Origin of the sequence: Chitinophaga sp. sic0106, assembly GCF_019219075.1 — a bacterium.
Classification (GTDB): Bacteria; Bacteroidota; Bacteroidia; order Chitinophagales; family Chitinophagaceae; genus Chitinophaga.
The window spans coordinates 250,168-264,358 of the sequence record NZ_JAHUWJ010000007.1; the positions used below are offsets into that span (position 1 = coordinate 250,168).

Sequence of the window (14,191 nt, forward strand, 5' to 3'; positions counted from 1 at the left end):
TTTTTTTTCGGGAGATGTTAAAGCTGCCGTCAGATAGCCTTTTCGGGCACTAACGGTAACGGATATTCTTTTTTCGGGAGATGGTAAAGATGCGTCAGATAGCCTTTTCGGTTTTACTAACGGTAACGGGTATACTAAGCGACAGCACAATATTCCTTCCTGCCTCCGGCAGCGCAATCAGGCGGTAGAAACTGGTATGGTCGAGATAGTTATTGTTCAGTAAATTTTGCACCTGCAGGTTCAGTTGCAAAGGCTGCCCTTTGATATGCAACTGCGTACCGGCACTGAGACCCAGCAATTGGTAGCCCGGTGTAGTCCGCTCTGGTGGCACTATCCGGCGCTGCGCAGCGGTGATCCGGTAATCCACTCCGGCCCAGGTATGTCTGCTAAAGGCATATGTGGCCGAAAACAGCGCCGATGGCGGCGGCGTAAATGGTAACGTATACCCTTTCTTGCTGCCCGACAACTGCCGATTGTACAGGTATTCGGCCGCCAGGGCCAGCTGTAAACGTTCCCATAACTTGTACTGTGCCTGTAGTTCAGCTCCGTATCTCCCTACCTTACTTTGTGCATAATAGAATACCTGGTTGCCCGCACCATATTGGTAGTCGTGCTCCGCCGTGGGATTGAGGTAGATGTAATTGGAGAAATAATTGAAATACGGCGTCAGTTGTACCGACCATTGTTGCGCATTCCACCCGATGCCCAGATCCAGCTGGTAGCTGCGTTCCGGCGAAAGGTTGATGTCTCCCCGCTCATACCTGAAATAGTGATAGTTGACACCGTTTGCCCCCAGCTCCTTGGCAATAGGCATGCGGAAACTACTGCCCATATTGGCTTTCAGCACCAGCTGGCCGGGCTGGTAGCTGACCCCGAACGACCAGTTAACACTCGAAAATCGGCGGATAGCCTCCGCGGCACGTGATAAGTACACGTGGCTGGTATCTTTTCCATTGATAATGGGAGAGGTGAACCAATCGTTATAAGCAGCGATATCGATCTTTCCGGCATCATAGCGCAGGGCGCCGTGCAGCAGCAAATCATCTGTGACCGCGAACTTATTATAGGCGTAGAAACCTGCCTGCAACTGTGAAAAAGCCGGTATCAGAAAACTCCATCCGTTGATACGGTTACGCTGATACGAAATTTCACCGCCATAGCGCAGCTCATGCCGCCCCAGCTGCCAGTAGTCGCTCAGCGCGGTATTCCATACTGTTTTATCGTACTGCCGTTCCAGTGTTTGCGGGGTGGGCATGCTCTCCGGGTACACCGGCGGCATATAACCATGATTTACATAGTTGTTCCACTCCTGCCGGAAGTTTTGTTGGTAGCCGGATTGCCATAGCAATTGATGTGGGCCTATATGAAAAGTAGTTTTGTTAACGAGTTTGTAATGCGTTACTTCCTGCGAGGGCAGCTCTATATCCCTGGATGAACGATCATGCAGCTCCGTATCCACACGGCGCGGCTCCAGCCCATGCGCGTTGGCGAAGAAACCGGATTTGTTATACACGATGCTGCCATAAAAAGTGGTGGCCGCATGCTTACCTATCCAGCCGGTACTGAGGTGCGCATTGCGCTCCCGCCCTGCGGTATTACGCACCTGGTGGTTATGCAATGGCGCGGCAAAACTGTATACATAAACCGTATCTGCCGGCACGCGGTAATCGCCATAATCGGTGGCCGTTACGCGGGCAGTCATGAACCATTTATTCGTGCGCACAAAAGCCTGTGCGGATATAGCCAGCTGTTGGTTATTTGATTTTCCGGTGAGATCCAGGGAGCCGCCATAGGTATGCACCGAGGGCGGGGCCGGCGACTTGATATCAATAGCACCACCAATCGCATCCGCACCAAACAGAAATGCAGCCGGACCTTTTACAATCTCTATCTGCCCTGCGTTGAACTGGTCAATCTCCAATCCATGATCCGCCCCCCACTGCTGCCCTTCGTGTTTGATCCCATGCTCCGCCACCACTACCTGGTTAAAGCCAAGTCCGCGAATCAGCGGCTTGGAGTTGCCCGAGCCAATGCCTATGGATTTAATACCAGGCAGCTTTTCGAGCGACTTCATCAAACTGCCGCCCATATTACGACGGATGTATTCCCGGTTTACGATCTCCATCGGCAGCGCACTTTCTTTAATACGGCGCTCCGTATGATTTCCTGTAACGGTTACACCCGTCAACGTATCTTTTGCCACCACTTTTTGGGCATGCACAGGGCTACTCCATGCCGCCAGCAGCATACAGACAATTATAATTCGCATACTATAAACAGACTATTGATTAAATTCCTGCATCACGTTTGATATGGTTTCATCAAATGATTATTGCGATCCGGAAACAGTTTTCCTAGTGTAGAGACGCAATGCTTGCGTCTCTACACTGGGTTCTTCGCTAAAATCTACCAGAAAATCCTTTATCAGCATTGATAACCGCGGAAGTTATGGAGTAGATTGACCCGAGGAGACGCAAGCATTGCGTCTCTACGAGGCATGGCAATTCATTCCACATCCGCTACAAAAATAAATGGAACATTACATTTCAGGAGGCCCCTGAATAGAGAAGAAATACCTGGGCGCCGCATAGGTGAAGGCATGCAGGTAATTGTTATAAAGTGATGTATGGTAGGCCACCTCACTATTTCCGCCGGAAACAGTCCACACCAGGTAAGGTGTATCATGGTGCACCACATGGGAACAATGACATTTAATCTGCGTTTTGGTGAGCCTGGTCTGCTCACTATGTACGCCATCCGAACAGGAATGCTCATGACTGGAGAAGCAGCCATGAAGCCACTGTGCAGGCACCTGGCTGATGCTGAACAATGCCAGCAGCAGCCCGGCCGTAAAGGCCCGGAGCGACTTTTTCCTATTTATAATTAAATGAAACATCGTTGCAAAAATAGTAAATACCTGCAACGATCCAAGGAAAATATAAAAAAATAAAGATTAAATCTTTATGGACACCAGGGCACTCACGCCCTAACAACTGCGATACGTTATTTCCTTCAAGCGCTCCACCACAACACTCACATCTCCCTAACTCCTACTGCAACAATGTTACTGCACCTGTTTTCCGGACCGCTACCGGATTATCCGCACCTTCATATTCCAGCACCCACACATAAGTACCGGCATCCGCTTTACGACTTCCGGAATTATTTAAACTGCCATTCCAGCCATCACCAGGTTTGTTAGTACTGAAAACCAACTGCCCCCAGCGATTATATACATTAAAGCGAAACATGCGCGTGGTACAATATACAAGCGGCTTAAAAATATCATTCTTCCCGTCGCCATTAGGCGTAAAAGCATTAGGCATGTATACGTCGCAGCCGCAACTGCCATATTTTACGGTAATAGCATCGCTGGCGCGACACCCATATTTATTCTGCACTACCACGGTGTAGGTGCCTGCCTCATTGGCAACTGAGATAGGATCAGTACTGAAATTTCCGTTCTGCCAGCTGAAGCCCGTAACATCGTTGCTGTACGTTGGTTGCAGCAACAGCTGCACGCCGCGGCAAAGCGTGGTATCTTTTGCGAGTGTAACCGCTGGCATCCCTCCTACCTCTATGGTTCTGACAGCAGCCGTGGCCTGGCCGCAATTTCCCTTTACCGTATAGCTGATCGTATATTGCCCCGGCGACGCCCAGGTGGCAGTGAAAGGAGTGCCATTCCCCTGCGTTACAGGGTTGCCGGAAAAATTCCAGGTGATATCACCGGCCGACTGATTACTCACCGTAAACGTCACCGGATCACCCATACAAGCCAGCGGCTTATAATTCAGCTGCCCTACCTGGCCGGTAGCCACTACGGTAGCTTGTTGTTGTACGGAGGCCAGCTGTAAACAATTCCCAGTGGCTTTCAGGGTCAGTGTATGCGTACCCGGTGTATTCCACTGTACAGTGGGCGTAGCAGTATTTTGGCCGATGATGGTACCGGCGTTATCGGTACTCCACTCGTAACCGGTAATGGTGGGTCCGGTGGCAACAGTGGCTGTAACAGGCGTTCCTACACAAATGCTTTGCGGAGGTATGCTAAAGGAATAAGCAGTTCTTTCCTGCACGGTCACCGTTGATTGCGCAGTGGCGGTACAATTGGCGCCCGCCGAAACTTTCACAGTATATACCCCTGCCTGCTGCGCCGTGGCCGCAGTGGTCACTACCGGCGAAGCGCCGGTAAAAGTGTTCCCTTTGGTATCTGTCCAGAGGAAAGTGGCGCCGGCACCGGCGGTGGCTTTTAGTTGCAGACTTTCCCCATTACATATTTGGATGGCGGGTGTTACCTGTACCACCGGCATGCTGGTTACTTCTATATCGGCAGTTCCGGTAGTTTGGCCGCAGGAGCCATTGACGGTATATTTTATGGTGTAGCGCCCGGGGGTGGCCCAGGTGGCAGTAAGTGGCGTGCCAGTTCCCTGCATGGCAGGATTGCCGGATAAGTCCCAGGTGATGGTGCCGGCCGACTGACCGCTCAATGTCACTGCTACTGCTTCGCCCACACATACCGGCGTTTTAAAGCTCAGTTGCCCTGGCTGCGAAGCTGCTACTACCGTGGCTTGCTGGCTTACCGGCAGCAACTGCAAACAGTTTCCCGTTGCTTTTAAAGTGAGTGTATGCGTGCCCGGTGTATTCCAGCTAATTGTGGGGGTGGCAGTATTTTGGCCGATGATAGTGCCGGCGGCATCGGTACTCCATTCGTAACCGGCAATGACAGGCCCTGTGGCTACGGTGGCCTGAAGGGTAGCTCCCACACATATGGGCTGCGCGGGCAGGCTGAATGCGTAGGCCTGCCGGTCCCGCACTGTTACAGTGGACGTAGCCGTATTTACACAATTATCCGTCGCCGTAACGCGTACCGTGTATACGCCTGCCTGCTGCGCCGTGGCCGCAGTGGCTACTACCGGCGAAGCGCCGTTGTAGGCAGTTCCTTTGGCATCCGTCCAGCTGAGGGTATTACCCGCAGCGGTGGTCGCATTTAACTGTAAGGCTTCACCCATACATACCGTAATCGCTGCTGTTACCTGTACTTCCGGCAGCGCTTTCACCGTGAGTACTACCGGTTGTGATACGGCCTGTTTAAAACAGGCGGCACTGGTGTTTTCCCTTATCATAACGCGGTATTGCCCGGCGTCGGCCTGGGTGATATGTGGAATGCTATAGGAAGGTACCGTGGTGGCGCTTACATCCACCCAACGGGAGGTGGTTGCATCAAATTTCTGCCAGGTAAAGAGCGGATTACTGATAGCCGAGCCGGTCATATCAGCGGTAAAGGTGGCTGGTTCATTTGTACAGGCACTCAGGCTATTGCCATTGTTAACTTTTACCGATTGCTCCACCAGGCAGGTACTGAGCACTATATTGTCGATTGCCATATCATTGCCGCAGCCACCAGGGGCATCGTTGAGCAGTACCAGTTGTATCGTGGTTATGCCGGCAGGAAGGGTGAAGATCAGGCCATAATCTTTCCAGGTACCGTTGGGGTTATCATCCGGTGGTATATATCTCTCTGATAATTGCCCCAATATGTTCCCACTGCCATCCTCAATCCGGAAGCGGATCCGCGAAGGAATAGGGGTCGTATTTTCCCCACAGGTAAGCTCCGGCGAGATAACGGAGCAGGCTTTTACCGACAGGGAGTATTGTTGTTGATCGCATAAGCTGCCGATCAGTTTGCGGTAAATCTCTCCCGGAAAAAAAGACCCGTTGATCACCATCATACGGCCGCCAGGCTGGCCGCTGTAATCCGGCATCTGCTTCCAGGTATTGTTGCCGATGGCGGTACGTGGATTATCCACTACAGTATATTGGCCTTCCTGCAGTGGTGCAGTATTGGAAAAGGTATACGCTCCCACCTGCAGGCCCGGCACAGCGCTGCCATAGCCACCGCCGGTACCAAAGTCTTCCCGGAAAATTTCTTTACTCTCCGTAGTACACACGCCGCGCTTCATGCGACAGGCCAGGTCGTTATCATCCACATAACCGTTCTTGTCATCATCGATGCCATTGCCGCAAATTTCAATGTCTTTATCGTTGGCGCCTTCATTCAGTATAGCGATCCCATTTACTTCTTTCAGTCCACCTTTGATATCGTTGCTGATGACATAGGTGGCAGCATCCTCCAGGTCAATAATTGCCAGCTCACCGATGGTACTGATGAGGTAACAAATTCCATACTGGTTGGTGCCGATACTATACACCTGCCCTTTTACGGTCAGTTTACCGATCAACCGGGTAGATACGATGGTGCTGCGGGTGGCATCGAGTGTGATTTCCAGCAATTCGCTGTCGTGGGTCACCATATACAGTTTCCCATCGCTGAAGCAAAGGTCGCCACCGGGCGCATATCCCATGAGTCCTACCTGGGTTACTTCACCTGTTTTCAGATTTATTTTATGGAGATAGTCAGCGCTGCCGGCAACAAACAGGTTGCCCTCCCTGTCGCTCACCATGGAGTTACCATAGGTAAACGTAGGGTGTGTCCCAATGGGTACCGGGGTACAGGTACCATCCGTTACGTTAATTTCATAAATGGATGCATCGTCCAATCCGTAAAACTTTCCATCCGGAGTATTCGCCAGGTCAGTGAAAACGATAGGTAGGGTTACTATCTTGTGATAGGTATAATCCGCCATATCCACATAACCAAGATCATTCCCGTTCACCACATAAAGCTTATCCTGCGCTGCACTACATATGTATGAAAGTAAGAGGCAAACAAATAATAAAAGTCTACGAGATACCTTTAATCTCATAACATCTGAGGTTGTTTAATAATGGGGCCGTCTCTTTCGTAAATTTAAGTAATAATATTCAAGGGGAACAAAATTAGTCAGGAATCCTTTGATGGCCTGCAGCCATCAAAGGATTCCTGGTTGCGCGGGAGGGTTCCCGCGCAACCAGGAAAAACAGGAACGTGCAGATTGTCCATGCACGACCCATTGCTAAAAGAAAGCGCTGCGTCACCAACCGGCAACGCAGCGCTTTAAATCTATCATAAGCAAGTGAACGCAATTATTATTGGCTATCACCCGTTGGAGTGATGCCTATGACTTCAGCCAGGCAAGGAGATCCTTATTGATGGTAGCTGCTTCTGTGGTAGGCATACCATGCGGGAAGCCCGGATAAGAAATCAGCTTACCGTTTTTAGCCAGTGCGGCTGACTTAGGACCTGCGTTATCGTAAGGTACGATCTGGTCATCGGTACCGTGCATCACCAACACTGGTACATCCACGTTTTTCAGGTCTTCGGTAAAGTCAGTTTCTGAAAACGCCTTGATACAATCGTAATGTGCTTTGATGGAGCCCATCATACCCTGGCGCCACCAGTTTCTTCTGATACCTTCTTTTACATCCGCCCCTTCGCGGTTGTAACCATAGAAAGGCATAGTAAGGTCTATATAAAACTGAGCACGATTTTCAGCAGTATTTTTTCTAATATCATCAAATACGGAGATATCAACACCACCCGGATTGCTGGCGCTTTTTACCATCACCGGCGGCACAGCACTGATCAGTACCGCTCTTGCTGCACGTCCTTTACCATACTTGTTTACATAACGGATTACTTCACCACCACCGGTAGAGTGACCTACGTGAATGGCATCTTTCAGGTCCAGTGCTTTCACCAGCTCAAATACATCCGCTGCATAGGTATCCATATCATGACCTACCTCGGTTTGAGTGGATCTGCCGTGGCCACGTCTGTCGTGCGCAATTACACGGTAGCCCTGCTCCAGGAAGAAATACATTTGTGCATCCCAGTCGTCAGCGGATAAAGGCCAGCCATGATGGAATACGATAGGTTGACCGGTGCCCCAGTCTTTGTAATAAATTTCGGTACCGTCTTGTACTGTAATCTTGCTCATTGTTTGACTATTTAATTGGTTTAGAATATCTACCCACATGGGTGTTATATGGTTCCCAATTAGCCCAACAAATGACGTTTTGATTGTGTTCGTAGGAGGTAAGGTTTTTTCGCGATTTTTTTTGCCGGGAAGCAGCTAAGGGCAAAGGCCTATGCTTTGTTGTATAAACCCGGAATCCTGATGTATAAATTCACTACCGCGCAATGCGCGGAACCACCCACCGGCACCGGAGGTGCCGGCAAATGTCATTTATTAAATAATTATGAAGCCGGTGTTTCCATAAACTCATTTTCGCTTTTTGCCACCACAATGGTAGCTACACCATTGCCAACAATATTAGTCAGCGCCCTCGCCTCGCTCATAAATTTGTCGATGCCCAGCAGGAAAGCCAATCCTTCCACGGGGATTTTGTGTAAGGCTGTTAAAGTAGATGCCAGTACAATAAATCCACTGCCTGTTACACCAGCAGCACCTTTGGAAGTGATCATCAAAATACCGATGATGCTGAGTAGTTCCATCATGCCCAGATGCACATCGTACAACTGCGCAATAAAAATTACTGACATGGATAAGTAAATAGAAGTACCGTCGAGGTTAAAGGAATAACCTGTTGGAATCACCAGTCCCACTACTGATTTACTGCAACCCATTTTTTCAAGTTTCTGCATAATGGAGGGCAACGCCGATTCGGAAGAAGAGGTACCGAGTACCAGCAGCAGCTCCTCACGGATGTATCTTAGAAATTTGAAGATGCTCATTTTGTAATAGCGAAGAATGCTTCCCAATACTACCACCACAAAAATGATCATGGTTAAATAAACAGTACCCATCAGCTTAGCCAGTGGTACCAGGGTATGCAATCCAAACTTCCCCACTGTATACGCCATCCCTCCGAAAGCGCCGAGTGGCGCCAGGTACATCACGTACTTAAGGGCCGTAAAAACAACCTTTGATATCTTCCCTAACCACTCAATCACCTGCCAGCGATAACGGCTATAGTTTAAGGCCACTCCAATAACAATGGCGGCCAGCAATACCTGCAAGGTAAGATTGCTCATGAAAAAATCCAGCCAGCTAAATCCTTTTTCCGCTGCGGAAGTATATTTGGCAGCACTCTGCATTTGCAACCCTTCCCGGTTGATATGCCCGGGTTTTAACAGCAAAGCCATGCCTACGCCAATGGCGAGCGATAAGGTACTCACTACTTCGAAATACAACAGGGATTTCACACCAATGCGGCCTACCTTTTTCAGACTATCCATGCCGCTGATACCCAACACAATGGTGAGAAATATGATAGGTGCAATAAACAGTTTGATGATGTCAATGAATGTTTTCCCGATGATTTCCATTTTCACGGCAGTTGCCGGCGCCTGCACGCCCAGCAGCACGGCAGCAATAATGGCAATCAATACCCAGAAGGTCAGATTGGTAATCAGGCGAAAAATCCAGCTCCTGGGAACGGTCCCAGATGCTGTGTGGGCGGTTATTTCCGGCGGCATAGTCCTACTAAATTTTGAAAAAAGGCTCAATAAACAACATTTCCACGGAACTAAAAACTAAATAACACGAATGCGGCATTTTTGCGGTAAATACGGTTGTCTCCTTTGCACTCTAGATAAGTATGTCTATCTTTATCGGTAGCACTATTCTTATACCTAATGAATACACGACGTAGTTTTCTCCGAAACACCTCGCTGGCAGCGGGGTTGCTATTATTTAAATCCCCCGTACGAGCATTTGCATCTTCCAGTACTGCCACTATTCACCTTGAAGGCGACAGCACCCAATTTAGGGTCCATTACACCAACGATATGCATGGCGCTATATTTAAGGACAATGGACTCCCTGGTGATTTGCTGGTGGATGCCGGCGACTTTACAGACGGCAGTAATGATCCAGCCAGCCATTTCCGGCTTATTGAGGCGATGAATAAAGCCGGCTACCACGCTGCCACAATTGGCAACCGGGAACTTGCCAACGGCCCCGCTGCACTGGCTGCGCTGATCCCCGCCATGAATTTCGCCCTGGTAAATTGTAACTACCGTTTTGCGGACGCACAGCTGGGCAGTCTGGTGAAACAGGAAGTAATTGTACGCAAAGGTTTACTCAAAATTGGTATCACCGGTGTAGGCCCTGCCCTGCCGGGTATCAGCGGCGTTACCGTTACTGATCCGGTGGCTGCGGCCAATGCAGCAGCAAAGCGCCTCCGGGAGCAGGGCTGCCAGGTAGTAATCTGCCTCTCTCATCTCGGCTTTGACCCCACGCCTGGCAAAGTATCCAACTACCTACTGGCAAATGATTCCAACGGGATAAATTTCATTGCCGGTGGCCACCACCATGGCTATAACAGCAGCTTACGCATCCTGCGCAACAAGGAAAAAAGTGAAGTAATGCTTGGCCACACCAGCGGCAACGCTCAACTGAAAGGCACACTGGCGTTTGATTTCAATGAGCAACATCAGCTTATGAATATTAAAGCCGGAAAGCGGCAGGCATAAGCCTGTTCCGGATCGTATAGTCGTGGTCGTTTGAATTAACTCCTTACATTAACAAAGCCGGCCCCAAAGGGCCGGCTTGCTCTCTTGCTTATGAGTAGGTGGAATTTATTTCATTAACTCAGCCAGTTTCTGCTTCAAGCGTTCTCCGCTGGCACCCAGCATAATCACCTTTCCGGAAGGGTCAATCAGGAAGCAGGCAGGAATAGCCACCACGCCGTATTGCGTTGGCACTTCACCGGCGCCGCCTTTCAGGTCAGATACCTGTGGCCAGGCCATTTTCTCTTCGTCCAGTGCCTGTAGCCATTTGTCTTTTTTATCGTCCAGGGAAACAGATAGCACTTCCAGGCCTTTGCTCTTGTATTGGTTATATACACTGGTCAGCTCCGGAATAGCTGCTCTGCAAGGCTTACACCAGCTTGCCCAGAAGTCCAGCACTACATATTTACCTTTGAAATCGGCCAGCGACACAGGTTTTCCAGCAGCATTACTCAGCTTAAAGGCAGGTGCAGGCTTGTTCAGTAAATCAGCCATAGCGCTGCCGCCACCAATGGTACCGGTCATCATTTTATTTATGGTAAAGGTGTTTCTAAGGTTCGGCCCCAGGCTTTCGATCAGGTCCACCAGTTCCTTTTTGCCCATACCCTGTGCCAGGTATGCATTGATCAGGTATGAACCCGCTCCTGAGTTAGGGTGCTTCTTCAGCCATGCCAAACTTGCTTCCACATCTTTTTGCTGCAAACGTTGATATTCTGCATACGCTTCATCTTTCGCTTCCTGGTCACCGATTTGGGTGGCAGCAATCATACGCTGCTGCGCTGCATCTTTCTCCGACAACAATGAATCTCCCTTTAACACGGTATCATTGATATCCATCCAGTCAGTTACAAACTGACTACCTGTATAGGTCGCATTCTGAAAATACGGGCCGTTGCCGGTGATGTTCATAGTACCGGCTTCCAGGTACAAAAATGTTCCCTCAGATTCCTTTCCCCTGTTACCTACCTGCAGGATATAAGTACTTCCACCTTTACTCATATCCAGTGAATAATGAAAATGATCATCTTTCACATAGGCGGTATCAATGGTACTGGTGAGTGGCCCCCATAACTGAACGATATCACCGTTGATCAGCCCTTTAATTTTTACATCCAGTTCCAGCATTTTCTTTTGCTGCGCACTCGCTGACAAACCAGCCATTAACGCAAGCCCCAGGAAAATTCTATTCATAGCTTTTGGTTTTAATATTGAGTCAGAAATATTTTTTTACAGAGATATTTGTTTCAGTTGCATTGTAATTGGTTCGTCGCCGGGAACACCAAACAGGATCGATGTTGGCCACCGGATACCCTTGTAGGACTGATAACCCGCGAACTCCAGGTTATTGTAAAAAAGCTGCTGTGCTGGCATGTCATTGTCCGGCTGCTCCTTTATTTTGAGGCCATCCGCCACGGAATAATAGTACAGCCATCCGCCACGGGGAGCTTCCAGCCGCACCACATAGGCATCCATACCGTTTATGTTTACCGTTTTTGGTAACAGTGTAGCCTTACACGTAGTATCAAAGAAATGTAGTTCCGGAATAAATGCAGCGTTTAACAACAACTGCTGCGCTTCAGCAGGGGCATAATGCCTTTGCTGACCGAACATCGACAGCTGTACACCTTTTGGCACTACTGTCAGCGTGGCCAGTTCACTGTGAAGGGCATTCATTTCGAGACTAAGCCGGCTGCTGTCGACACTCCACTGCCTGGCAAAACTCAGGGCCGCGGTATCTGCTGAAGTATACCTCACAGCTGCCTTTGTAAGCTGCTCCAGCTGCTGCTTCCCTCCTATGGCTGCCAGGTAATTATCTATCACCCTGGCGGCTGTAAGTCCGGGCGGCACCAATCCGGTAGCCCCTGTGCCTTTCCAGCGGTTGTTTGCCCGGTTACGGTCGGGTATCACTCCATCCGGATCAATGGTAACTGAAGTAACGGCGGAGGTAGAGGGATAATGGAATGCAAAAACATTATTCTGTTGCCATACCTGTACCGGCAATGTTTGCCGGGATACCTTCCCATTAAACTCCCGCACTTCCACGATCACCGGCACAGGCATCTTATCCCTGTTTTCTATCGTGATATCCACGCCGTTTGCCGGATTATTTTTTACGTAATCCACTTTCGTGATGGCCACATCTGCCCGCCAGTCCTGCAAAAACCAGCTGTTCCACCACCAGCTGAGATCTTCACCTGTACCGTTTTCCATGGCTCTAAGGAAATCATAAGGTGAAGGATGTTTAAACTTCCAGGCATGTATAAAATTATTGAATGCTTTGTCGAACCGCGCTTTACCAACAACTTCATTGCGTAGCATCATCAGTGCCATGGCGGGTTTCATATACATATGCATCGCCATTTCCTTTACGGTGATAGCGGATGCCGGTGTATTCAGCGGTGGCAGCGGCGGGAATGCAGACAGGTATTTTATACCTGCTGTATACTCAAAGCTGGGGGCGCCGTTCAGCTTTTCACAGTTCAGGAAGTTGATGAAGGTGTTGAGGCCTTCGCACATCCAGCCGTGGCGACTATCCGCAGCCACCATCATATTAAACCAGGTATGCCCAAGTTCATGGTTGGTTTTTGTCCAGGTGGTAGGGCTTCCAAAACTTTGCTGGTAATAAATTACCGACACGCCGGGACCGCCTACGCCGGTGATGCCACCAGCAAGGTTCACGCAGGTATTATAAGGATATGGTTCCAGGTAGCTGGAATAGGTTTCAAGTATACGCTTCATATGCGCCGTTATCCCAAACCATTCCGGGTGGCTTTCCTTCGGATACAGCGCCATTGCCAGCGAGGTACGGTTACCCGGCAGGTTCACTTTTACGGCATCCCACAGATAAGCGGAAGAAACGGCCCAGAGGCCGTCACCGGCATTGTCCGAAGCAAAATGCCAGGTCCGCTTTTCCTGGTTGGATGAAGCAGGAATGGTATCAGCGGAAGTAATAATTTTTACAACAGTATCACTCTTCCAGGCAGCCTGATAACGTTTCAGGATAGCTGGTGTTAATACCTCTTCCGGATTCATTAACTGCCCCGTACCCTGCATCACCACATTAGCGGGCAGTGTACAATACAGATTCAGGTTTCCCGGTTCTACGTAGTAACCGGCATTAAATACATTCCAGCCGTGTAAATCATCGTATACGCATACACGTGGGAACAATCCGCCAAACTGATACACTTTGCCGGTGGGCGTACTGAGCACCCCCATATAATCAGAACCGTTTACCGGCAGCACAAAATCATAATCCACGCTGAGCTTCACCTGCTGCCCGGGAGCCAGTAGCGCCGGCAGCAATACTTTCACATAGGTATCCGTAGTTTCAACAGCCAGCGGTTTGCCACCGGCGGATTTAACGGCGTGAATGTTACAGCCTTCCGTAAACTCCTGTACACCAAAACGGGTACCGCTGACCGGTGTAGTAGCGGCCACGCGGGAATTAGCTTTGAAGCGGTTCTGCATCACGGTGAGCCAGATATACTCCAGCGCTGCCGGGCTGTTATTGCGGTAAGCGATATCAACACGGCCGCTTAGTTTACGGCCAGCGGTATCGAAGCTGACGTGAATATCATAGTCGGCGCGGTTTTGCCAGTAGCCTGGCCCTGGTCTCCCATCAGCGGTGCGTTGCGCATTGGCAGCAGGCAGGTTTACCGCATAAAAGGCTTCGCGCGCACTCACACTGCTATCCTTTTTTACTTGTGCGTAGCCGGAGCTACACACAAGTAAGGCTGCTACTGTCAGCAGTTTTGGAAATATGCTGTTCAAAGTAAA

8 protein-coding genes are annotated in these 14,191 nt (G+C 49.7%); 1 reads left to right on the forward strand and 7 read right to left on the reverse strand.

Annotation, left to right across the window (positions count from 1 at the left end; translation table 11 throughout):
• Window positions 1–94: 94 nt before the first annotated feature.
• The 5 genes from KW844_RS12990 to KW844_RS13010 form a co-directional block, all read right to left on the reverse strand.
• On the reverse strand, window positions 95–2,269 hold the full coding sequence (locus tag KW844_RS12990) for a TonB-dependent receptor (RefSeq protein WP_218377165.1): 2,175 nt from the start codon (window positions 2,267–2,269) through the stop codon (window positions 95–97).
• 270 nt (window positions 2,270–2,539) lie between these two features.
• Window positions 2,540–2,896, reverse strand: a complete 357-nt coding sequence (locus KW844_RS12995; protein ID WP_218377166.1) for a hypothetical protein — start codon at window positions 2,894–2,896, stop codon at window positions 2,540–2,542.
• A 154-nt stretch (window positions 2,897–3,050) separates the two neighbouring features.
• A complete protein-coding gene (locus tag KW844_RS29410; protein ID WP_218377167.1) occupies window positions 3,051–6,671 on the reverse strand; it encodes a gliding motility-associated C-terminal domain-containing protein in 3,621 nt (1,206 codons plus the stop codon).
• A gap of 381 nt (window positions 6,672–7,052) precedes the next feature.
• A complete protein-coding gene (locus KW844_RS13005; protein ID WP_218377168.1) occupies window positions 7,053–7,874 on the reverse strand; it encodes an alpha/beta fold hydrolase in 822 nt (273 codons plus the stop codon).
• Between the two features lie 260 nt (window positions 7,875–8,134).
• Window positions 8,135–9,376, reverse strand: coding sequence for a cation:dicarboxylate symporter family transporter (locus tag KW844_RS13010; protein WP_218377169.1), 1,242 nt, complete (start codon window positions 9,374–9,376; stop codon window positions 8,135–8,137).
• Between the two features lie 159 nt (window positions 9,377–9,535).
• Here KW844_RS13010 and KW844_RS13015 point away from each other — a divergent pair, with 159 nt between their 5' ends.
• Complete coding sequence (locus KW844_RS13015; protein ID WP_218377170.1) at window positions 9,536–10,375, forward strand: metallophosphoesterase; 840 nt, start codon at window positions 9,536–9,538, stop codon at window positions 10,373–10,375.
• A 105-nt stretch (window positions 10,376–10,480) separates the two neighbouring features.
• Here the strand turns inward: KW844_RS13015 and KW844_RS13020 are convergent, their stop codons facing one another.
• Window positions 10,481–11,602, reverse strand: coding sequence for a TlpA disulfide reductase family protein (locus tag KW844_RS13020; protein ID WP_218377171.1), 1,122 nt, complete (start codon window positions 11,600–11,602; stop codon window positions 10,481–10,483).
• Window positions 11,603–11,638: 36 nt separating this feature from the next.
• On the reverse strand, window positions 11,639–14,185 hold the full coding sequence (locus KW844_RS13025; RefSeq protein WP_218377172.1) for a M1 family aminopeptidase: 2,547 nt from the start codon (window positions 14,183–14,185) through the stop codon (window positions 11,639–11,641).
• Between the last annotated feature and the right edge of the window lie 6 nt (window positions 14,186–14,191).

Excerpts from the sequence above, each read along its gene's own strand:
- KW844_RS12990 (WP_218377165.1), bottom strand. The coding sequence starts at position 2,269 with ATGCGAATTATAATTGTCTGTATGCTGCTGGCGGCATGGAGTAGCCCT.
- KW844_RS12995 (WP_218377166.1), bottom strand. The coding sequence starts at position 2,896 with ATGTTTCATTTAATTATAAATAGGAAAAAGTCGCTCCGGGCCTTTACG.
- KW844_RS13005 (WP_218377168.1), bottom strand. The coding sequence starts at position 7,874 with ATGAGCAAGATTACAGTACAAGACGGTACCGAAATTTATTACAAAGAC.
- KW844_RS13010 (WP_218377169.1), bottom strand. The coding sequence starts at position 9,376 with ATGCCGCCGGAAATAACCGCCCACACAGCATCTGGGACCGTTCCCAGG.
- KW844_RS13015 (WP_218377170.1), top strand. The coding sequence starts at position 9,536 with ATGAATACACGACGTAGTTTTCTCCGAAACACCTCGCTGGCAGCGGGG.
- KW844_RS13020 (WP_218377171.1), bottom strand. The coding sequence starts at position 11,602 with ATGAATAGAATTTTCCTGGGGCTTGCGTTAATGGCTGGTTTGTCAGCG.